Here is a 20,533-nt window from a genome sequence, read left to right as displayed (position 1 = left end):
CTTAACCTTTGACGGCGCCAGCAGTGAGCCCGCGCACAAAAAACTTACCGGCCAGCACGTAGATCACCATGGTCGGCAGGCCCGCGATGATGGCGGCCGCCATGTCCACGTTGTAGGCCTTCACGCTGCTGCTGGTGTTGGCCAGGTTGTTCAGGCCCACCGTCACCGGCTTCGAGTCCGTGCCCGAGAACACCACGCCGAACAGGAAGTCGTTCCAGATGTTGGTGAACTGCCAGATCAGCGTGACCATGACGATGGGCGTGGACAGCGGCAGCACGATGCGCCAGAAGATCTGGAAGAAGCTGGCGCCATCCATGCGGGCCGCGTTCACCAGCTCCTTGGGGATGGCCGCGTAGTAGTTGCGGAAGAACAGCGTGGTGCCCGCGAGGCCCGCCAGGCAGTGCACCAGCACCAGCCCGGTGATGGAGCTGGACAGACCCAGCCAGCCCAGCACCTGGCTCATGGGCAGCAGCACCACCTGGAAGGGCATGAACACGCCGAACAGCAGCAGGCCGAACAGCACATCGCTGCCGCGAAACTTCCACAAGCTCAGCACATAGCCGTTGACGGCGCCCCACACAGTGGAGATCAGCACGGCGGGCACAGCCATGGCCACCGAGTTCATGAAGAACGGGCGCAGGCCATTGCAGTCCACGCCGGTGCAAGCGCTGGACCAGGCCGTGCCCCAGGCCGACCAGTTCAGCGAGCCCGGCAGCGCCAGCAGCGAGGTGCTGCGGATCTCTTCTGCGTCCTTGAACGAGGTGACCAGCATCGCGTACAGCGGCAACAGAAAGAAGGCGGTGGCCAGGGCCAGTACCGCGTAGACCAGAAAGCGGCCCACGGAAGGGAGCAAAGAAGGCTTAGCGGTCATGGGCTTTGGTCCGCAGTTCGCTGTAAAGGTAAGGAATCACCAGGGCTGCCACGGTGGCCAGCATCATGGTGGCACTGGCTGCGCCCAGGCCAATCTGCCCGCGCGAGAACGACATGGTGTACATGAAGGTGGCGGGCACATCGGTGGCAAAACCGGGGCCACCGGCGGTGAGTGCCATCACCAGGTCAAAACTCTTGATCGCCAGGTGCGACAGCACCATGAGCGTGGAGAAGAACACGGGCCTGAGCGCGGGCAGCACGATGCGCCAGTAGATGCGCGGCAGCGAAGCGCCATCGACCTGGGCGGCCTTGATGATGCTGTCGTCGATGCCGCGCAGGCCCGCCAGGAACAGCGCCATCGCAAACCCGGCGCTTTGCCAGATGCCCGCGATGACCACGCAGTAGATGGCCATCTCGGTGTCCACCAGCCAGCCAAATTCAAAGTTGGGAAAGCCCCAGTCGCGCACCATTTTCTCGATGCCCAGGCCCGGGTTGAGCAGCCACTTCCAGGCCGTGCCGGTCACCACAAACGACAGCGCCATGGGGTACAGGTAGATGGTGCGCAGCGCGCCTTCGGCGCGGATCTTCTGGTCCAGCAGCACGGCCAGCACCACGCCGATGGCCAGCGAGCCGCCCACGTAGCCCACGCCGAAGATGCCCAGGTTCTTGAGGGCCACCCACCAGCGGTCCATCTCCCACAGGCGCTCGTACTGCGCCAGGCCCGCCCATTCGTAGTTGGGCAGCATGCGCGAGACGGTGAGGCTGAGCACGCCGTTCCACACCATCAGGCCATAAATGAAGGCGAAGCCCAGCACAAAGGCAGGCGCTACGACCAGCTTGGGCAGCCATGTTTCAAAGGTGTTCTTGCTCATGGCCACGGTATGTGTTTGTCATCGTCCTGCATGGAAAAAAAGCGGGGGACACGCAGGAGTGCCCCCCAAACTGAACAAAGTAACCTCTGGATAACTCGCTATCTCACTACCTCCTCAACGGATCACCACCACACCTCGTACTGCACGCCCACCAGCGTGCGCGAGGTCTTGCCATTGGCGCCAAAGCTGCCCGCGTTGGCTGCGGCGGCGGCCTGGTTCCAGTTGGCCTTGGTCACGTACAGGCGCAGCTCGGGGCGCGACCAGAAGTCTTCCGACAGCGCCAGGGCACCTGCCAGCGTGGCCTTGGACAGGCGCTGGTCCGGGCCGCTGCCCTTGCGGGTGGTGGTGGACAGTTCCACCAGGCCCTTGAAGTTCTTGCTGAACGCATACGAGCCCCGGCCACCCAGCGAGAAGTCCTTGGTCTCCACACCGGTCAGGTCGGCCTTGTTGGTCTGGTAGCCAATGAGGGCCTGGCCGCCAAAGGGGCCGCTTTGCCAGTTGATGGAGTCGGCAATGCGCGTGGAGCGGCGGCCAGCGCGCGTGCCGTCGATGGCTTCGAACTCGCCGTCGATGCGGGCATGGCCGCGCGAGGTCTGCAGGTAGAAGGTGTTGCTGATGCTGGGCAGCAGGAATTCCTTTTGCGTGTGCATGAAGGAGATGCCCGAACCCGAACCACCGTTGACCTGGCCCTTGCCGCCCACGGCCGTGAGCAGCACGCGCAGCTTGCCGCCGGGGTTGGTGTTGATCTCGGACAGGTCGGCGTTGATGCGGTGCGCCTTCACATTGTTGGGCAGGCCGCCGTCGAACTTGTCGCCGGTGAACAGGCCCACGCCCAGCTTCATGCCACCCACGGGCACGTCGGTCACACCGGCGCCGATGTTGTCGCCATAGTTCAGCAGGAAGTAGTCAACGATGTGCACATCCTGGATGCGCAGGCGGCGCTGGCCGGCCCAGAACTTGGCTTCGGGGGCGAACGAGAAGCCGCTCATTTCCACAAACGCCTGCTCGGTGCTGATGTCGCCGCTGCCCCACTTGGCGGGCATGTAGTTCACCTTCCACTTCACGCCGCCGGCTTCGAAGGTGCGCGCAAAGTTGACTTCGATGCCGTTGTCGCCCTCGTTGCCCAGGCGGAACTTCTGCAGCTCGCCGCCGAGCGACAGGTTGCCCTTGACGCCGTCGGAGTGGTTGAACACAGGGCCACCGCGCGAGTAGCCGTTGAACTCAAAGCCTGCTACGTCCATAGCAAAGGCGCCATTCGCGCATGCGGCGGCCAAAGCCACCGCCGTGAGGCGGTTTCTTGTCTTCATGATGGGATCCCTCTGGGGTTGGTTTTAGTGCGTGTGTGCGCGTGTGTCTTGCACGGCTTACTTGGTTTTCGCGGCGGCCGCGATCTTCTTCATGGCATCGGCGACGCTGACCTTGTCGTCGTTCCAGAACTGGCTGACCACGTCCTTGATGGCGCCTTCGGTGGCCGGGGCAATCGCCATGCCGTGGGCCGCGCTGGGCACCAGGCCGCCGCTCTTGGCGGTGTCCACAAAGTCCTTGGCCGAGGCCTTGGCGCAGTCGTCGAACTTGTCCATCGGCTGGCCCGCACGCACGGGGATGGAACCCTTGTTCAGGTTGAACACTTCCTGGAAGGCCGGGCTCATGATGGAGCTGGCCAGGTCGCTCTGCGCCTTCTGTGCGGCTGCGTCCTTGAGCTTGAACAGGATGAACGAATCGACGTTGAAGGTGAACGCGTTGGCCGAGCCCGGGGCAGCGGAGCACAGGAAGTCCTTGCCCGGCGCCTTGCCTGCCGCCAGGAACTCGCCTTTGGCCCAGTCACCCATCAGCTGAAAGCCCGCCTTGCCCTGGATCAGCATGGCCGTGGCCAGATTCCAGTCGCGGCCGGGTGCGCCGGGGTCGGTGTAGCCCTTGATGCGGCGGAAGGTCTCGAGCGACTTCTTCATGTTGTCGCTGGTGAGCGCAGAGTTGTCGAGCTTGACGAGCGCGTCCTGATAGAACTTGGGTCCACCCACGCCGAGCACCACGGACTCAAACGTGGTGAAGTCCTGCCAGTTCTGGCCGCCATGGGCCACCGGGATCAGGCCGGCAGCCTTGAGCTTGTCGGCGGCGGCGAAGAACTCGTCCCAGGTCTTGGGCATGGCGGCCACGCCAGCCTTCTTCAGGGCCTCGGAGCTGCCCCACATCCAGTTGACGCGGTGCACATTGACGGGGGCGGCCACGTAGGCGCCCTTGTACTTCATCACATCGGCGACCACCTTGGGCAGCAGCTCGTCCCACTTCTCGGCCTTGGCCAGCGTGTCCATGTTGGCCAGCACGCCTTCCGACGCCCATTCCTGGATGGCAGGGCCCTTGGTCTGCGCGGCCGAAGGGGGGTTGCCCGAGATCACGCGGCTTTTCAGCACCGTCATGGCGCTGTCGCCACCACCACCGGCCACGGCAAAGTCGCGCCAGGTGTGGCCCTTGCCCTGCATGATCTTCTTGAGTTCGGCCACCGACTTGGCCTCGCCGCCCGAAGTCCAGTAGTGCAGGACCTCGACCTCCCCCGCGCTGGCCGACATCGCTGCCGCCAGGCCCACCGCCACTGCGGCGATTTTTGTCATCTTCCACATACCCGTGTCTCCTCGATGTTTGAATCCGTTTGGTGCGCCGCAATTCGGTGCTGTTCAGCGCAGTCGGTACTTTAATTACAATAATTAATTTAATTCTCAGGGCTTTCCCTGAGAGTCGCAACCGGGCCACAAAGGCTTGGCTGCGGGGCCCTTTGATATGCTCAATCCATGGCCACGCTACTCATTGTCGAAGACGACGCTCTCTTGCTCGACGCACTTTCCGGCCAACTCAAGCAACTCGATTACAGCGTCTGCACCGCCAGCAGCGTGCCGCAGGCCATGGCGCTTTTGCAGATGCAGGCAGTGGACGGGATCATCCTGGACCTGGGCCTGCCGGGCGCCGATGGCATTGAGCTGCTGACCTGGGCGCGCGCCCACATTGCGGGCCTGCCCGTGCTGATCCTCACGGCCCGCGACGGCGTGGAAGACCGCGTGCAGGGCCTCAACGCCGGGGCCGACGACTACCTCACCAAACCCTTCAACATGCAGGAGCTGCAGGCCCGCCTGCAGGCCATGCTGCGCCGTGCGCGCCAGCCCGCATTTACCCAGGCCAGCAGCACCCAGGGCCCGCAGCTCACCACCCTGGGCCCGCTGGTGCTGGACCACGCGGGCCAGGCAGCCGCGCTGAACGGCGACCCGCTGGACCTGACCCAGCGCGAGTGGGAACTGCTGGCCCTGCTGGCCCACCGTGTGGGCGAGGTGGTCACGCGCGACGACGTGCTGGCCGCCTGGCGCGCCAGCCCCACCGAACCCGGCCAGGCCGCAGCGCCATTGGCCTCGAATGCGCTGGAGGTGTATGTGCACCGCCTGCGCAAGAAGCTGGACGCCTCGCCCCTGAACATCCGCAATATCCGGGGGTTGGGGTACATGCTGAATAGACCATGAAGCCCCCCCTGAGATGCTTCGCATCTTCCCCCCGTGGGGGGGACGCCGCCAGCGCACACAAGCGCAGCGCCGTATCTGCGGCTTGGCGGCCCTTGCGCGGCGGCACTGGCCTCGGTCGCGCCAGTTGCAAGCCGCGCGCCACTTGATTTTTACGGTCATTCATGCGCCACGTTCCCGGGGTTTCTCTTCAACGCAAGCTGCTGCTGTGGCTGTTGCTGCCGCAGCTGGTGTTGTGGCTGTCCGGCGGGTTTCTGGCGTGGCGGATTGCGCTGCAGAACGGCGAGAAGGGGATTGACCAGACGCTGACGCAGTCGGTGCGGGCGCTGGCGCGGCAAATCAAGCCGATTGGCGACGGGCTGCTGGTGGACTTTCCGAAGGCCGCGCAGGACATCCTGGAGCAAGACCCGGCCGACCGCATTACCTACATGGTGTCGTCCCCACCCGGGCGCTTTCTGCTGGGCAACGCCCAGCTGCCGCCGCCGCCGCCCGTCGATGTGCGCGTGGGCGACCCCTACCTGTACCACGCCCGCGTGGACGACCGCCCCGTGCGCGTGGCCCTGCTGGACGTGGACTACGGCACCGCCTCTACCCGCCAGCGCCTGCGCGTGCAGGTGGCCCAGAGCCTCACCGTGCGTGAGCGCATTGCGCAGGAGCTGCTGGAGCAGATGGTGTTCCCCATGGGCCTGATGGGCCTGGCCCTGAGTGCCGTGGTGTACGCCGGCGTGCTGCGCGGCCTGCAGCCCCTCAAGCGCCTGGAGGCGCAGATCGAACGCGCGGGCGCCCAGCCCCACACGGGCACCACACCGCTGCTGCCGATCGAGCTGACATCGGCCCCGCAGGAGGTGCATTCGCTGGCCAGCACCATCAACCGGCTGCTGGAAACCGTGGCACGCGGCCAGCAAAAGGAAAAGCGTTTTCTCAACGACGCCGCCCACCAGTTGCGCACCCCGCTCGCAGGCCTGATCGGCCAGACCGAGCTGGCCTTGCACGAAAGTCACGAACCGGCAGTGCAGGCCCGCCTGCAGAAGGTGCTGTCGGCCGCCCAGCGCAGCGCCCACCTGGTGCACCAGCTGCTGCAGCTGGCGCGATCTGAGTCGAACGTGGAGATGCAGTCCATCGACCTGGCCGCCCTGGCCCGCGAGGTGGCCCGCGAATGGGCCGCCCGCGCCCTGGCCCAGGGCATGGACCTGGGCTACGAGGGCGACGACAGCCTGCCCGTGCAGGGCCACCCGCTGCTGCTGCGCGAGGCGCTGAACAACCTCATCGACAACGCCCTGCACTACGCAGGCCCCGGCGCCACCGTGACGGTGCGCGTAGGCCACGAGGAGCCCGGCCGCTGGGCCTTGCTGGTGGTGGAGGACGACGGGCCGGGTGTACCGGCCGAGCACCTGGGCGATCTGTTTGCGCGGTTCTGGCGCGGGTCCGACAAGGCGGGCGGCTGTGGACTGGGCCTGTCGATCGTGGAGGAGATTGCACTGCGGCACGGCGGCCGGACGGTGGCCGAGGGGGTGGTGCCGAAGGGATTGCGGGTGGGGATGCGGGTGCCTGCGGGGTGATTTTTTGAGATTTTTTGGGCTTCTCCGCGCTCTGGATACATCTTTACAGCTCTTTTTTTGATAGCAGATAGATCTAAAAGGCTGAGTTTTCGAAGCCTGGGCGCCACCTCGGAACCGTTCGGGCTGAGCTACAAAAAACAAAGCGGCTGGTGCTCCCAAAACAAGCACCAGCCGCCCAAAAAACCAAAAGCAACTTCAAGCCGCCAGGATCAGCTTCTCCAGCTTCACCGCATCCGCAGCAAACGCCCGAATCCCCTCAGCCAGCTTCTCCGTCGCCATCGCGTCCTCATTCAACGCATAACGGAACCCCGCCTCGTCATAGTTCACCGCAGGCAAGTCCATCGCCTTGGCAGCCTCCGCATCCAGCGCGCGCTGCAACGGCGCCTCGCTCGCCGCCAGCTGCGCCAACAGCTCGGGCGCAATGGTCAGCAGGTCACACCCGGCCAGCGCCGTGATCTGGCCCACGTTGCGAAAGCTCGCGCCCATCACCTCGGTAGCAATGCCAAAACGCTTGTAGTGGTTGTAGATCTGCGTGACCGATTGCACGCCCGGGTCGTTGGCGCCAGCGCGGGCGGCTTCGTCCCAGCTCGCACCCGCCTGCTTCTTGTACCAGTCGTAAATACGGCCCACAAAGGGCGAGATCAGCTGCACCTTGGCGTCGCCGCAGGCCACGGCCTGGGCGAACGAGAACAGCAGTGTGAGGTTGGTATGGATGCCCTTGCGCTCCAGCTGCTCGGCGGCCTTGATGCCTTCCCAGGTGGAGGCGATCTTGATCAGCACGCGGTCGATGTGGATGCCTTCGGCCTGGTACAGCTCGATGATGCGCTCGGCGCGCGTGACGGTGGCGCTGGTGTCAAAGCTCAGGCGGGCATCGACCTCGGTGGACACACGGCCCGGGATGGTGGCCAGGATCTCGCGGCCGAAGCGCACGAGCAGGCGGTCGATGATTTCATCCATCGGGCGGCCCCGGAACTGGGCCACGGTGTCTTGCAGCAGCGGCGCGTACTCAGGCTTTTGCACGGCTTTGAGGATCAGCGACGGGTTGGTGGTGGCATCCTGGGGCTGGAACTGCGCCAGTTGCTTGAAGTCGCCGGTGTCGGCAACCACGGTGGTGAACTGTTTGAGGGCGTCGAGTTGGTGCGTCATGGTGGCGCCATTATTCCGCATCGGGCGTAGAGCCTTCAGTACTACCAACCACCGATACGCCGTGCACCCCCAGGCCCAGCCCCACCTCGTCACCCACGGCCAGCACATCGTCGAGGTCGGACGACACCACAAAGATGCTCCCGAGCGCGGTTTCAAACGTGTACTCGTGCACCGCGCCCAGGTAGGCCGACTTGGCCAGCCGCGCGGGCAGCAGCCCCTCGCCCTGGCGGGTGATGCGCCAGGCCTCGGGGCGCACCGCCACCTTCACCGGGCCGCTCTGCACCGCCATGCGGGGGCGCAGCACCAGTGGGCCGAGCGCCACCGTGCCGTCAGCGTCGGCCATGGCCGGGAACAGCATGGCCTCGCCCATGAAGCCCGCAACAAACTCACTGTGCGGGGTTTCGTACAACGCGCGGGGCGAGCCTTTTTGCGCAATCAGGCCCTGGTTCATCACGATGATCTGGTCGCTCACGGCCATGGCCTCGGCCTGGTCGTGCGTGACGTAGGCCACCGTGAGCGACAGGCGCTGCTGCAGCGCACGGATTTCTTCGCGCATCTCGCGGCGCAGGCGCGCGTCGAGGTTGGACAGGGGCTCGTCAAACAGCAGCACCTCGGGCTCCAGCACCAGCGCGCGGGCCAGGGCCACACGCTGCTGCTGGCCGCCCGACAGCTCGCTGGGCAGGCGGTCGTCAAACCCCACCAGGCCCACGCCGCGCAGCGCCTCCACGGCCTTGGCGCGGGCCGCCTCCTTGGCTTGGCCGGACATGCGCAGGCCGTACATCACGTTCTCCACCACGTTCATGTGCGGGAACAGCGCGTAGCTCTGGAACATCATGCTCACGTTGCGTTGGGCGGGGCCCAGCGTGGTCACGTCCTTGCCGCCGATGAATATCTCGCCGGACGTGGGCGACTCCAGCCCGGCGATCATGCGCAAGGTGGTCGTCTTGCCGCAGCCCGAGGGGCCGAGGATGGTGGTGAGCGTGCCACGCGGCACCTCAAAGCTGATGCCCTTGACAGCCATGGCCGCACTGCTGTCAGTGCCGTAGCGCTTGGTGATGTTGCGGAACACGATGCCCGCGTCGCTGTGGTTCATGGCGTTGTTCTTCTTTTGGAGAGTGGTCAGTGCGCGGCGGGTGCGGCTGCACGCCGCCCAAGCTTGCGGTCGCCGACGAGCAGTTGAATGAGTCCGATGGAGGCCGACATGAGGATGATGAGCACCGTGCAGTACGCCAGCGCCACGCCATAGTCGCCATTGCCCACGCGGCCGATGATGTAGGTGGTGGCCAGCTCGTTCTCGGCCGTGACCAGAAAGATCACCGCGCTCACGGTGGTGATGGCGCGCACAAAGCTGTAGACCAGCGCGGCCACCAGCGCGGGCTTGAGCAGCGGCAGCACCACGTGGCGCAGCGTCTGCACGCTGCCTGCGCGCAGCATGACGGACGCTTCATCCAGCGACCGGTCGAGCTGCTTGAAAGCCGCCGTGCCCGCCCGCACGCCCACCGGCAAATTGCGGAACATGAAGCACAACACAATGATGAGCGCCGTGCCCGTCAGCTCGAACGGCGGCACGTTGAAGGCCAGGATGTAGCTCACGCCCAGCACCGTGCCCGGGATGGCAAACGCCAGCAAGGCCGAGAACTCGAACGCGCCCTGCCCCCGGAACTCGGTGCGCGCCAGCAGCCACGCAATGCCGATGCCCAGCGTGGCCGTGAGCGGCGCCGAAATGGCGGCGAGCTTGAGGGTCGTGAAGAACGAGTTCCACGCCGTGCCCGCCCACACCACACCGAACTGCCCCCATTCCACGCTGAACGCGGTACGGAAATGCGCCAGCGTGATGGTGTAGTCGCGCCCCCAGGTCTGCACAAAACCACCGGCGAGCGCGAACAGGTACACGATGAGGGTGAACGCCATCCAGGGCAGCGCAATGGAGTGCACCGCGCGGCGCACGCCTTGGGGCAGCGGCATGGCAATGCCTGCATCGCCCTTGCCCGAGACGGTGGTGAAGTTCTGCTTGCCCAGTAGCCCGCGCTGAATGGCGAACACGGTGAGCGCGAACAGCGTGAGGATCCAGGCCAGCGATGCGGCACGGCCCTGGTCGTACTGCGCGCCCACGATGGCGAAGAAAATTTCGGTGGACAGCACCGAGAACTGCCCGCCCACCACGATGGGGTTGCCGAAGTCGGCCATGCTCTCGATGAAGCCCACCAGGAAGGCGTTGGCCAGGCCGGGCTTGAGCAGCGGCAGCGTGACGGTCATGAAGGTCTGGTGCGGGCTGGCGCGCAGGGTTTGTGCGGCCTCTTCCAGGCTGGGGGCCACGCCCTGCACCACGCCGCGCATGATCATGAAGGCGATGGGCGTGAAGGCGAAGGTCTGTGCCACCCACACGCCGAACCAGCCGTAGAACCAGCGCGTGGGCGTGATGCCAAACGCGTACTCCAGAAACTGGTTGAACACCCCCGCGCGGCCGAACAGCAGGATGAGCCCCAGGCCCACCACAAAGGGCGGCGTGATGATGGGCAGCAGCGCCACGATGTTGAGCGGCCGGGCATACCGGCGCGAGGCACGCTCGGCCATCAGCGCCATGAAGGTGCCCAGCAGCGTGGTGCTGGTCGCTGTCATGAGGCCCAGGAACAGCGTGTTCCACGCCACGCCGCAGCGCTGCCCGCCCCCCAGGCAGGCCAGGCCAAAGTTGCGCTCGTGTGCGATGCGCTCCCACATCACGGCCAGCGAGAACGGGCCGTCCTCCAGAAAAAACGCGGCCGACAGCGCCTTGAGCACCGGGAACACGATGAACAGCGCCAGCAGGCTGCCACAGCCCAGCACGGCCGCCGCCACAAACAGATCGCCCTTGAAGAAGCCGCGCCGCGCAACGCCAAACGACAGCAGCACCAGCAACGCCGACAGCACCACAAATCCACCCCAGCCCATGCCGGGCTGGCGTGTGCCCAGTTCGCCCAGGCTGGCATTTATCCATTCAAACGCCCAGCCGCGCGCGCCAATGGTGAAGCCACCGAGCAGCAAGGCCACCAGCCCCAGCGCGCCCCCAGCCACCAACACAGCGCCTTGCTGGCGGCCCGCAGGCAGGGCCGCCCCCACGCCTGCCACAGCCAGGCCCAGCAGGCCCAGCCACAGCCAGGGGCGCCCATGCTGCGCGGCCTGCAGCAGGCCATTGGCGGCCTGCGCATCGCCCCACACCAGTCCCACGGCCAGCAGGCCGTTGGCGTCCTGCTGCGCATACCAGGGCAGCAGCAGGTAGCCAAGCACACCGATCAGCACCCAGGCCCACAGGGGCCGGTTGGCCGCCACCGCCCGCCGGGGCGCGAGCCCCATCGCCACAGACGCGGCCGCCATCAGCGCGCCGCGTTCTGGACTTCTTTTTCCCAGCGCGCAATCAGGCGGCGGCGCTCGGCGCTGGCACCGTACTTGGCGTAGTCGTAGTTGATGAGCTTGATCTTGGCGGGGTCGGTCATGCGCGGGTCTTTGGGCACCTGCGTGTTGCTGGGCAGCTGGAACTGCTTGGCCGCCAGGCCAAACTGCTGGCCACCGGGCGTGAGCGCCCATTCGTAGAACTTCTTGGCGGCCTCGGTATTGGGGCCGTTCTTGACGATGCTCATCGAACCCACTTCGGCGCCCGTGCCTTCAGACGGGGTGACAGAGCCCACGGGGAAGCCGTTGACCGCCTCGGTGGTCACGTCGTGCACAAAGCTTACCGAGATGGTGGTCTCGCCGCGCGCCGCCGCCTTGACGGGCGCCGTGCCCGAGCGGGTGTAGGTGCTGATGTTGGGGTGCAGGGCCTTGAGGTATTCAAAGGCCTTTTCCTCACCCATGATCTGCACCAGCGTGGCGATCATGGTGTAAGCCGTGCCGCTGGATGCGGGGTTGGCCATCTGCACCTCGCCCTTGAACTCGGGCTTGAGCAGGTCGGCCCAGGACTGCGGGGCTTTCAGCTTGCGCTTGGCCAGCAGCTCTGTGTTGTAGCCGAAGCCCAGCGGGCCCAGGTACACGCCCACAGTGCGGTACTTGGAGTCAGCGGCCTGCTTCTGCGCCCAAGGATGCAGCTGCGCGAGCTGGGCCGATTTGTACTCGAGCGTGAGGCCTTGCTCAGCCGCCTGCAGGTGCGGGTCGCCCGTGCCGCCAAACCAGATGTCGGTCTTGGGGTTGGCCTTCTCGGCGTTGAGCTGTGCGAGCGCTTCGCCCGAGCCTTTGGCCGTCATGTTGACCTTGGTGCCGGTGGTCTTGGAATACACGGTGGACATCAGGTTGCACCACTCGGCCTGCACCGAGCAGATGATGTTGACTTGGCCTTGGGCATAAGCGCTGGAGGCCAGCAGGGCCAGGGCGGCAGCGGCAAAGGTGTGGAGGATGGGCTTGCGCATCGGGGCTTCCGTTCCAATCAAATATGACAATAAAGTTTCAGCCCATCCTAGAGCCCGGCCACGCCCCCGGCCACCGGGATAACACGCAGGGTGTGCAAGCACAGGTGAACGCAGGGGCACATGCAGAGGGCTCCGGCCAGATTGAGCCGCCCTCGTGGTAACTCATGACCCACTTTGCGTGAAACGCAGTTACCATTTCTTTCTCTGCCGCCGCCCCCCACCAGGAAACCTGCCTCCATGCTCGACCGCATTACCGCCTCGCTCTCGTCCCTGGCCCCTGCCGAACAACGTGTGGCCAAGCTGGTGCTGGCCGACCCCCGCAGCTTTGCCCGCCTGCCCGTGCGCGAACTGGCCGAGCGCGCCCATGTGAGCAAGCCCACCGTGGTGCGGTTTTGCCGCAGCATGGGGTATGACGGCCTGGCGGACTTCAAGCTCAAGCTCGCGGGCAGCGTGAGCGAGGGGGTGCCCTTCATCCACCGCAGCGTGGACGTGGACGACAAGACAGGCGACGTGCTGGTGAAGGTGGTGGACAACGCCGTGGCGGCGTTCCTGCAATACCGCAACGCCGCCAGCACCGTGGCGCTGGAGCGCGCGGCCGAGGCCATTGCCGCCACCTGGCAAACCGGCAAGCGCATCGAGTTCTACGGCGTGGGCAACTCCGGCATCGTGGCACAGGACGCGCAGCACAAGTTCTTCCGCCTGGGCGTCACGTCCATCGCCACCAGCGACGGCCACATGCAGGTGATGAGCGCCACCTTGCTGGGCCCGGGCGACTGTGCGGTGATCATCTCCAACTCGGGCCGCACGCGCGACCTGATGGACGCGGCCGACATTGCACGCAAGAACGGCGCCACCACCATCGCCATCACCGCCAGCGGCTCGCCCCTGGCCAGCACCTGCCAGATCCACCTGGCCGCCGACCACCCCGAGGGCTACGACCGCTACAGCCCCATGGTGTCGCGCCTCATGCACCTGCTCATCATCGATGTGCTGGCCACCTGCGTGGCGCTGCGCATCGGCGGCTCGCTGCAGCCCATCCTGCAGCAGATGAAAGAAAACCTGCGCGCCAAGCGTTACGCCTGAGGGCAGGATCCGGCCGCACCAGGGGCGTGCGGCACGAATACTACAAAAAACATAGCTGCCAGCGCATACCCATCAGGCGCAGGCAGCCATTTCGACCTCAAACTCCGACGCACTCAGTTCGCAAAACTCCGGGTGCTGTACAGCTCCATCGGCAGGCGCTGGAGCAGCGGCAGCCCGGTGGCCGTGTCCTTGGCCTGCTTGTCGATGTAGCTGAGGAACACGTCGGCATCCAGCACGCCAATGTCCAGGCGGCGCGCGGCGGGCACGGCGGCCAGGGTCTTGTAGCCGTCACCGCCGGTGGCGTTGAAGCTCAGCACGAACAGCTTGTAGGTCTTGGCGGTGTCCAGCGCACCCCACGCACCCGTGGCAGGGTTGCGCACCTCGATGTTGGCCACGCGGCTGCCGAAGGCGGCCTTGGCATTCACGTCGTAGCGCAGGCCGCCGGTGTAGGGGTACGGTCCGGTGGAGCCGCCCGCGCCGTACACGGCTTCCAGACCGTCTTCGAGCATGCCCTTGACCTCCTGGCCCGTGATGTCCAGGCGGAACAGCATGTTGCCGAACGGCAGCACCTGGATCACCTGCGCGGCCGTCACCGTGCCCTGCAACGGGATGCGCACGCCGCCGCCGCTTTGCAGTGTGATGTCGGCACCGCCGTATTTCTCGTTGGCCACCTCCAGGTAGGCCTGGGCCACCAGCTGCTGGATGTCGCCGCCGCGCAGGCTCACGCTGCCTTCGGCGTTGCAGGCTGCACTGGAGCGGCTGTAGTCCACCGAGCCCACACCACCGGGCACACGGCGCGAACACAGCTCTTGCGGCACCACGGCCACCTGGGTCTTGTTGAACACGGCCACGCGGTCCTTGAACGGTTGCAGGGCCGTGGTGGCGGGGGCAGATGGCGTGGTGATGCGCAGCACGCCGGTGGCGGCGGCACTGGCCTTGATCGCCGCCTTTTCCGCATCGGTGGCGGCCTTGCCGCCGAGGGTGAAGCTGTCGCCGATCAGCACATGGGGCGTGCCCGTGCACTGCGTGACCTCGCCCTGCGCGTTGAAGCTCACCTTGAGCTCACCCACCACCTGCGCGTATTCCCAGGCCTGCACCACACACACGGGCTTGCCGTCCTTGTCGGTGATGCGGGTGGGGTAGGCCCCGGCGGGCGAGCCCACGCCACTGGTGCGCAGGGCGTCAGGCCCCAACAGGGTGTGCGAGTCGCCACCCACCACCACGTCCACCCCCGACAGGCGCGCCGCCACCTGCTTGTCGTACTCGTAGCCGATGTGGCTGAGCAGGATGATCTTGTTAACGTTCTTGGCGCGCAGGGCATCGATCTCGCGCTGGGCGGCGGCGGTCTCATCCTGGAAGGTGGTGTCGGCGTCGGGGCTGGACGATGCCTTGGTCTTTTGTGCAATGGTCAGGCCCACGATGCCGATCTTTTGCCCGTCGCGCTCGACTACGGTGGAGGGGCTGACGTAGCCCGCTGCGCGTGTGGGGTTGAGGGCAGAGCCTGCACCGAACTGCACATTGGCACTGAGCACGGGCGTCTTGCAGGCCCCCTTGCGCAGCAGGTCCAGAAAGCCCTTGAGGCCCGTGTCGCCCTTGTCGAACTCGTGGTTGCCCAGGGTGAAGGCGTCAAAACACACGGTGTTCATCAGGGCTGCGTCGGCCTCGCCGTCGGCCCCGGCGCGGTTGAAGTACAGCGTGCCGGTGAGCGCATCGCCCGCGTGCAGCTTGAGCACATGGGGGGACTGGGCCGCCAGCTCGCTGATGGCGGCCGTGACGCGCGGAAAGCCACCGGCGTCCACCGCCACATCCACGGTCGATGTACCACCGGCCGAGAGCTTGAGCGTCTTGGACCGGGACTCCAGCGTGGAGTGGTGGTCGTTGATGTGCAGGATGGTCAGCTCCAGCGGCTTGCCCTGCTCGCCACCATCGGAGCCGCCACAGGCGGCCAAGACACTGGCGGCCGCCAGCGCCAGCATGCCCACGCGCACACGGCGCACCTGCTTCTGAATTGCCCACAAACGCATCGTCATGTTCCAGCCCCTGTGTTGAGAGCGGCTAACAAAACTCAGCGCAGCGGTTCTGGCCAGGCGCCGCGTCGCAGGCAGTACGAGTAGTACGACAAGACGCGGCAACGACGCCAGAAGAGTTTTGTTATCCGCTGTTAGAGCCTGCATGGTGGGCAGGCCGCGTGACAGGGGCGTGAAACAGCACCGGGCTTCGCCCAGGGCAAAAACGCCACAGGCCCCCGAAGGAGCCTGTGGCGTTGTCTGGCGTGGAACCCACCGCGCGGGACGGGCGCGGGACGGGTGTGTTCTGGACGGGAGAGGGCAATTTTCTAAAGAAAAAAGGCCCTCACCGCGCGTCCATCATGCCTTTATAGCTACATATTCAATAGCAAACTATCAAACACGGCCCTCTTCCACCGCGTGGCAGGCGATGCGGATGCCGCCGATGGTCAGCAGCTTGGGGCGCTCGGTGCGGCAGCGGTCGTTCACATGCGGGCAGCGGGGGTTGAAGGCGCAGCCGGGCGGCGGGTTCAGCGGGTTGGGCACCTCGCCCTGCACGGGGGTGCGCGCTTTGCCCGTGTCGTGCATCTTGGGGATGGCATCGAGCAGCATGCGCGTGTAGGGGTGGCGCGGGCTGTTGAACAACTGGTGCTTGTCGGCCAGCTCCACCAGGCGGCCCAGGTACATCACGCCGACCTGGTCGCTCACGTGGCGCACCACGGCCAGGTTGTGGCTGATGAACAGGTAGGTGAGCTGCCGCTCGCGCTGCAGGTCCTTCATGATGTTGAGCACCTGGGCCTGCACCGACACGTCGAGCGCCGAGGTGGGCTCGTCGCACACGAGGAACTCGGGCTCGGTGGCGAGGGCGCGCGCAATGGAGATGCGCTGGCGCTGGCCGCCGGAGAACTGGTGCGGGTACTTGACCATGTCGAGTGGCGACAGGCCCACGGACTTGAGCAGCTCACCCACGCGGGCCTTGAGTTCGGCCTTGTCGGTGATGAGGCCATGCTCGCGCAGCGGCTCGCCGATGATGTCTTCCACCAGCCAGCGCGGGTTCAGGCTCGCGTACGGGTCCTGGAAGATCATCTGGATGCGGCGGCGCATGGCGCGGGCGTCGTTGCCCTTGAAGGCCGCATGGGCGTCCTGGTTGTCGAACGTGAGGCCGCCGCGTGTGGGCTCGTACAGGCCCACCAGCAGGCGGGCCACGGTGCTTTTGCCGCAGCCGGACTCGCCCACCAGGGCCAGGGTCTTGCCCTTCTCGATCTCGAAACTCACGCCGTCCACGGCGTGCAGCAGGGTGCGCGGCTTGCGCTCGATCACGCGGTTGAGCCAGGGGGCGGAGACATCGAAGGTCTTGGCCAGGTCATGGGCCTGGACCAGGGCCTTGCTCTTGGCGGGTGCGGATGCCGCAGTGGTGGTGGTAGCGGCGCTCATGCGTTCACCCCGGCTTTCGTGGCGGTATTGGCGGTTGTGGACGCACCGGCGTGCAGCCAGCAGGCGGCACGGGTGGAGCCCGCTGGCATCAGTTCAGGGCGTTCGGTCATGCAACGGTCAAAGGTGTTGGGGCAGCGGGGGTTGTAGGCGCAGCCCTTGGGGATGGCGTTCAGGCGCGGCATGGCGCCGTCGATCTGGTTCAGGCGCTCGCGGTCCTGCTCCATGTCGGGGATGGAGGCCATGAGGCCGCTGGTGTAGGGGTGCGAGGGCTTGTTGATCACGTCGTGCACCGGGCCGATCTCGGCCACACGCCCGGCGTACAGCACGGCCACGCGGTCGCAGGTCTCGGCGATCACGCCCATGTCGTGGGTGATCAGCATCACGGCCGCGCCGCGCGATTTGCAGATGTTTTTCAGCAGCGTGATGATCTGCGCCTGGATCGACACGTCGAGCGCCGTGGTGGGCTCGTCGGCCACGATGAGCTTGGGCTCGGCGGCCAGGGCCAGGGCAATCACCACCCGCTGGCGCATGCCGCCGGAGAACTGGTGCGGGTAGTGGTCGATGCGCTCCTCGGCCGCCGGAATGCCGGTGTCCTTGAGCAGTGCAATGGCGCGCTGGCGCGCTTCGGCGGGAGTGACCGGCAGGTGGGCCAGGATGGTCTCGGTGAGCTGGCGGCCCACGGTGTACAGCGGGTTCAGCGAGGTCAGCGGGTCCTGGAAGATCGCGCCGATGCGGCGGCCACGGATGTGGCGCATTTCCTCGTTGCCGAGGTTGTCGATGCGCTGGCCTTCCAGCAGGATCTGGCCCGAGGCCACGCGGCCTGGCGGCTCCAGCAGGCCAATGATGGCCGCGCCGGTGAGGGATTTGCCCGCACCGGACTCTCCCACCACGCCCAGGATCTCGCCGGGTGCAATGGAAAAGGAAATGTCGTCCAGGGCGCGCAGGGTACCGCGGCGGCCGGGAAATTCGACTACGAGGTTTTTGACTTCGAGAAGACTCATGGGAATGTCGCTTTTCTTGTTGTTCTTGTTCAACGCAGACGTGGGTTGAGCGCGTCGCGCAGCCAGTCACCCAGCAGGTTCACCGACAGGGCAATCAGCACCAGCATTGCGCCGGGGAACACGGTGATCCACCATTCGCCCGAGAACAGGTAGTCATTGCCGATGCGGATCAGCGTGCCCAGCGAAGGCGAGGTGGGCGGTGCGCCCACGCCCAGGAAGGACAGCGTGGCTTCGGTGATGATGGCCGTGGCCACCTGGATGGTGGCCAGCACCAGCACCGGGCCCATCACGTTGGGCAGCACATGCTTGCGCATGATGCGCAGGGGCGACACACCGGTGACGCGGGCGGCCTGCACGTATTCCTTGTTGCGCTCCACCAGCGTGGAGCCGCGCACCGTGCGCGCATATTGCACCCAGCCGGTAAGCGAGATGGAGATGATCAGCACGCCAAAGGCCAGGGACTCGTGCGCGTTGGGAAACAGCGCGCGGCCCACGCCAGCGATCAGCAGGGCCACCAGGATGGCGGGGAAGGACAGCATCACGTCGCACAGGCGCATGAGCAGGCCATCGATCCAGCCACCCTTGAAGCCAGCCAGCAGGCCGAAAGCCACGCCCACCAGCACCGACAGCACCACGGAGGCCAGGCCCACGACGAGGGAGATGCGGGCGCCATAGATCAGCGCGGACAGGATGTCGCGGCCCTGGTCGTCGGTACCCAGGGGGTACTTCCAGGTGCCCATTTCGCTCCAGGCGGGCGGCAGACGGGCGTCGCTCAGCTCCAGCGTGGCCAGATCAAAGGGGTTGTGGGGGGCGACCCATCCGGCAAACACCGAACAGAACACACAGATCAGCGCAATCGCGGCAGCGACCATCGCCATGGGCGATGTGCGAAAGCTGTAGCCGACATCGCTGTCAAGCCAGCGGGCAAGGGTTGTTTTCATTGTGGGAACCAGTAAACAAACACCACCGCCTGGCCCGGGTAGCAGCCGGGCGGTGGTGCGAACTTTCAAGAGAACCGGTTGTTCTCTCTTTCTTCTCTTCGATCTTTTGCGGGCGGACTTACTTGTTGATGCTCATCCACTTGAAGGGCATGAAGTTGTCCGCCAGCTGCACCAGCTTGACGTTCTTGTTCACACCCCAGGCCAGGGCCTGCTGGTGCAGCGGGATGTGGCCCACATCGGCAGCATGCAGGTCAAACGCTTCCTTGATCATGGCGTTGCGCTTGGCCTTGTCGGTCTCGGACTGGATCTTGAGGGTCAGCTCGTCCACCTTGGGGTTGCAGTACGACCCCAGATTGAACTGGCCCGCCCCCTTGTCGTCCACGCAGCGCACCAGCGCATTCAGGGCGTTGTGCGAGTCGTAGGTGGCGGGGGTCCAGCCCAGCATGTAGAAGCTGGTGTCGCGGCGCAGGATCTTGGGGAAGTAGGTACCCTTGGTTTCGGCCTGCAGGTTGACCTTGACGTTGATGCGCGAGAGGTTGGCGGCCACGGTCTGGCAGATGCGGCCGTCGTTCACGTAGCGGTCGTTCGGGCAGTTCATGGCCACTTCAAAGCCGTTGGGGTAGCCCGCTTCGGCCAGCAGCTTCTTGGCGGCTTCCACGTCGTAGGGCAGGCGCTTGGCATCGGGCTGGAAGCCGTTGATGCCGGGGCCGACCAGCAGGGCCGAGGGGTTGGAAGCGCCGCGCATCACCGTGCGCTTGATGCCTTCGATGTCGATGGCCTGGTAGAAGGCCTGGCGCACGCGCTTGTCCTTGAAGGGGTTCTTGCCCTTGACGTTGGAGTACAGCAGCTCGTCGCGCTTCTGGTCCATGCCCAGGAAGATGGTGCGCAGCTCGGGGCCGGTGATGGCGCGAGTGTTGGCGCCGCCGTTCACGCGGTCGATGTCCTGCACGGGCACGGGCTCCATCACATCCACCTCGCCCGACAGCAGGGCCGCCACGCGCGTGGCATCGTTGCCGATGGGGGTGAACACGACTTCGGTGGCGTTGCCTTCGATCTTGCCCCAGTAGGTACCGTTGCGGGTGAACACCGAGCGCACGTTGGGCTGGCGCTCACGCAGGCGGAAGGGGCCCGTGCCGTTGGCCCGGAACGAGGCCGCGTTCTCGATGCCCTTGCGGCGGTCCACCGGACCCAGGGCCTGGTTGGTCTCGCACCATTTCTTGCTCATCATGTACACGAGCGAGATCACGTCGGGCAGGATGGGGAACGGGGTCTTGGTTTCGATCTCGACCGTGTGGTCGTCGATCTTGCGCACTTCCTTGAAGTCGTTGGTGTAGCTCTTCATGTCCGAGCCTTCCACCTGGGTGCGCGCGAAGCTGAACACCACGTCGTCGGCGGTGAACGGCGTGCCGTCATGGAATTGCACGCCCTTGCGCAACTCGAAGCGCCAGACGGTGGGCGAAGTCTGCTTCCAGGACGTGGCCAGCGCGGGCGCCAGGCTCAGGTCCTTGTTCCGGCCGACCAGGGGCTCGTACACGTTGCCGGTCACGCTCAGCTGCAGCGACTCGTTGAGCGAGTGCGGGTCCATCGACAGCGAGTCGCCCTGGTTGGCGACCCGGATGGTCTGCGCATTGGCAACCAGGCTGGCCGTCGCCATGGCGGCAAACAAGGTGGCAAGGGCAACTTTCTTCTGGAATTTCATCGGAATCTCCTCGTGAAAAAAAGGATACGAAAGGGGGACATCCAAGGGG

Annotated in this window: 16 protein-coding genes; 3 read left to right on the top strand and 13 right to left on the bottom strand. The window is 65.7% G+C overall.

Going from position 1 to position 20,533, the window contains the following annotated elements; translation table 11 throughout:
- Nucleotide 1: 1 nt before the first annotated feature.
- The 4 genes from CBY09_RS03235 to CBY09_RS03220 all read right to left on the bottom strand — a co-directional run bounded on the left by CBY09_RS03235 (nucleotide 2) and on the right by CBY09_RS03220 (nucleotide 4,357).
- Nucleotides 2–871, bottom strand: coding sequence for a carbohydrate ABC transporter permease (locus tag CBY09_RS03235; RefSeq protein ID WP_094286389.1), 870 nt, complete (start codon nucleotides 869–871; stop codon nucleotides 2–4).
- A complete protein-coding gene (locus tag CBY09_RS03230; protein ID WP_094286387.1) occupies nucleotides 861–1,742 on the bottom strand; it encodes a carbohydrate ABC transporter permease in 882 nt (293 codons plus the stop codon). The genes CBY09_RS03235 and CBY09_RS03230 overlap by 11 nt, the downstream gene beginning before the upstream one ends.
- A gap of 122 nt (nucleotides 1,743–1,864) precedes the next feature.
- The gene (locus tag CBY09_RS03225; protein ID WP_476692198.1) at nucleotides 1,865–3,049 is read right to left on the bottom strand and encodes a carbohydrate porin; all 1,185 of its coding nucleotides are present in this window, start codon (nucleotides 3,047–3,049) and stop codon (nucleotides 1,865–1,867) included.
- Between the two features lie 57 nt (nucleotides 3,050–3,106).
- Nucleotides 3,107–4,357: an ABC transporter substrate-binding protein gene (locus CBY09_RS03220; protein ID WP_094286382.1), complete on the bottom strand. Its 1,251-nt coding sequence runs from the start codon at nucleotides 4,355–4,357 to the stop codon at nucleotides 3,107–3,109.
- 168 nt (nucleotides 4,358–4,525) lie between these two features.
- Between CBY09_RS03220 and CBY09_RS03215 the strand changes: the two genes are divergently transcribed.
- Nucleotides 4,526–5,242: a response regulator transcription factor gene (locus tag CBY09_RS03215; RefSeq protein ID WP_063460119.1), complete on the top strand. Its 717-nt coding sequence runs from the start codon at nucleotides 4,526–4,528 to the stop codon at nucleotides 5,240–5,242.
- 161 nt (nucleotides 5,243–5,403) lie between these two features.
- Nucleotides 5,404–6,798 carry a sensor histidine kinase gene (locus CBY09_RS03210; RefSeq protein ID WP_094286380.1) on the top strand — a complete coding sequence of 465 codons (1,395 nt, stop codon included), beginning with the start codon at nucleotides 5,404–5,406 and terminating at the stop codon, nucleotides 6,796–6,798.
- Between the two features lie 195 nt (nucleotides 6,799–6,993).
- Here CBY09_RS03210 and tal read toward each other — a convergent pair whose 3' ends face one another.
- Genes tal through CBY09_RS03190 form a run of 4 tightly spaced genes read right to left on the bottom strand, consistent with a single transcriptional unit; the run spans nucleotide 6,994 to nucleotide 12,320 of the window.
- Nucleotides 6,994–7,944: a transaldolase gene (tal, locus tag CBY09_RS03205; RefSeq protein ID WP_094286378.1), complete on the bottom strand. Its 951-nt coding sequence runs from the start codon at nucleotides 7,942–7,944 to the stop codon at nucleotides 6,994–6,996.
- Between the two features lie 10 nt (nucleotides 7,945–7,954).
- Nucleotides 7,955–9,037 carry an ABC transporter ATP-binding protein gene (locus CBY09_RS03200; protein ID WP_094286376.1) on the bottom strand — a complete coding sequence of 361 codons (1,083 nt, stop codon included), beginning with the start codon at nucleotides 9,035–9,037 and terminating at the stop codon, nucleotides 7,955–7,957.
- Between the two features lie 26 nt (nucleotides 9,038–9,063).
- Complete coding sequence (locus tag CBY09_RS03195) at nucleotides 9,064–11,295, bottom strand: ABC transporter permease (protein WP_094286374.1); 2,232 nt, start codon at nucleotides 11,293–11,295, stop codon at nucleotides 9,064–9,066.
- Complete coding sequence (locus CBY09_RS03190) at nucleotides 11,295–12,320, bottom strand: ABC transporter substrate-binding protein (protein ID WP_094286372.1); 1,026 nt, start codon at nucleotides 12,318–12,320, stop codon at nucleotides 11,295–11,297. Before CBY09_RS03190 ends, CBY09_RS03195 begins: the two co-directional genes overlap by 1 nt.
- Nucleotides 12,321–12,557: 237 nt before the next feature.
- On the opposite strand from CBY09_RS03190, the gene CBY09_RS03185 reads away from it, so the two are divergent.
- Complete coding sequence (locus CBY09_RS03185) at nucleotides 12,558–13,403, top strand: MurR/RpiR family transcriptional regulator (protein WP_063460113.1); 846 nt, start codon at nucleotides 12,558–12,560, stop codon at nucleotides 13,401–13,403.
- 113 nt (nucleotides 13,404–13,516) lie between these two features.
- On the opposite strand, the gene CBY09_RS03180 is transcribed toward CBY09_RS03185, so the two are convergent.
- The 5 genes from CBY09_RS03180 to CBY09_RS03160 all read right to left on the bottom strand — a co-directional run bounded on the left by CBY09_RS03180 (nucleotide 13,517) and on the right by CBY09_RS03160 (nucleotide 20,484).
- On the bottom strand, nucleotides 13,517–15,433 hold the full coding sequence (locus CBY09_RS03180; protein WP_420807437.1) for a bifunctional metallophosphatase/5'-nucleotidase: 1,917 nt from the start codon (nucleotides 15,431–15,433) through the stop codon (nucleotides 13,517–13,519).
- 372 nt (nucleotides 15,434–15,805) lie between these two features.
- Entirely contained in the window at nucleotides 15,806–16,843 is a 1,038-nt protein-coding gene (locus CBY09_RS03175; RefSeq protein WP_094286370.1) for an ABC transporter ATP-binding protein, read from the bottom strand.
- A complete protein-coding gene (locus tag CBY09_RS03170) occupies nucleotides 16,840–17,844 on the bottom strand; it encodes an ABC transporter ATP-binding protein (RefSeq protein ID WP_094287943.1) in 1,005 nt (334 codons plus the stop codon). Before CBY09_RS03170 ends, CBY09_RS03175 begins: the two co-directional genes overlap by 4 nt.
- Nucleotides 17,845–17,873: 29 nt before the next feature.
- Complete coding sequence (locus CBY09_RS03165; RefSeq protein ID WP_094286368.1) at nucleotides 17,874–18,785, bottom strand: ABC transporter permease; 912 nt, start codon at nucleotides 18,783–18,785, stop codon at nucleotides 17,874–17,876.
- 118 nt (nucleotides 18,786–18,903) lie between these two features.
- The gene (locus CBY09_RS03160) at nucleotides 18,904–20,484 is read right to left on the bottom strand and encodes an ABC transporter substrate-binding protein (protein WP_094286366.1); all 1,581 of its coding nucleotides are present in this window, start codon (nucleotides 20,482–20,484) and stop codon (nucleotides 18,904–18,906) included.
- Nucleotides 20,485–20,533: the final 49 nt, after the last annotated feature.

The sequence above is a fragment of the Acidovorax kalamii genome (assembly GCF_002245625.1).
GTDB lineage: Bacteria > Pseudomonadota > Gammaproteobacteria > Burkholderiales > Burkholderiaceae_C > Acidovorax > Acidovorax kalamii.
This window is presented reverse-complemented; position numbering and strand designations above follow the sequence as displayed.

What these genes read in the sequence shown, in the direction of transcription:
- CBY09_RS03165 (WP_094286368.1), bottom strand. Translation starts at nt 18,785, where the DNA reads ATGAAAACAACCCTTGCCCGCTGGCTTGACAGCGATGTCGGCTACAGC.
- CBY09_RS03170 (WP_094287943.1), bottom strand. Translation starts at nt 17,844, where the DNA reads ATGAGTCTTCTCGAAGTCAAAAACCTCGTAGTCGAATTTCCCGGCCGC.
- CBY09_RS03235 (WP_094286389.1), bottom strand. Translation starts at nt 871, where the DNA reads ATGACCGCTAAGCCTTCTTTGCTCCCTTCCGTGGGCCGCTTTCTGGTC.
- tal (WP_094286378.1), bottom strand. Translation starts at nt 7,944, where the DNA reads ATGACGCACCAACTCGACGCCCTCAAACAGTTCACCACCGTGGTTGCC.
- CBY09_RS03215 (WP_063460119.1), top strand. Translation starts at nt 4,526, where the DNA reads ATGGCCACGCTACTCATTGTCGAAGACGACGCTCTCTTGCTCGACGCA.
- CBY09_RS03180 (WP_420807437.1), bottom strand. Translation starts at nt 15,433, where the DNA reads ATGACGATGCGTTTGTGGGCAATTCAGAAGCAGGTGCGCCGTGTGCGC.
- CBY09_RS03225 (WP_476692198.1), bottom strand. Translation starts at nt 3,049, where the DNA reads ATGAAGACAAGAAACCGCCTCACGGCGGTGGCTTTGGCCGCCGCATGC.
- CBY09_RS03190 (WP_094286372.1), bottom strand. Translation starts at nt 12,320, where the DNA reads ATGCGCAAGCCCATCCTCCACACCTTTGCCGCTGCCGCCCTGGCCCTG.
- CBY09_RS03195 (WP_094286374.1), bottom strand. Translation starts at nt 11,295, where the DNA reads ATGGCGGCCGCGTCTGTGGCGATGGGGCTCGCGCCCCGGCGGGCGGTG.
- CBY09_RS03160 (WP_094286366.1), bottom strand. Translation starts at nt 20,484, where the DNA reads ATGAAATTCCAGAAGAAAGTTGCCCTTGCCACCTTGTTTGCCGCCATG.
- CBY09_RS03230 (WP_094286387.1), bottom strand. Translation starts at nt 1,742, where the DNA reads ATGAGCAAGAACACCTTTGAAACATGGCTGCCCAAGCTGGTCGTAGCG.
- CBY09_RS03220 (WP_094286382.1), bottom strand. Translation starts at nt 4,357, where the DNA reads ATGTGGAAGATGACAAAAATCGCCGCAGTGGCGGTGGGCCTGGCGGCA.
- CBY09_RS03200 (WP_094286376.1), bottom strand. Translation starts at nt 9,037, where the DNA reads ATGAACCACAGCGACGCGGGCATCGTGTTCCGCAACATCACCAAGCGC.
- CBY09_RS03175 (WP_094286370.1), bottom strand. Translation starts at nt 16,843, where the DNA reads ATGAGCGCCGCTACCACCACCACTGCGGCATCCGCACCCGCCAAGAGC.
- CBY09_RS03210 (WP_094286380.1), top strand. Translation starts at nt 5,404, where the DNA reads ATGCGCCACGTTCCCGGGGTTTCTCTTCAACGCAAGCTGCTGCTGTGG.
- CBY09_RS03185 (WP_063460113.1), top strand. Translation starts at nt 12,558, where the DNA reads ATGCTCGACCGCATTACCGCCTCGCTCTCGTCCCTGGCCCCTGCCGAA.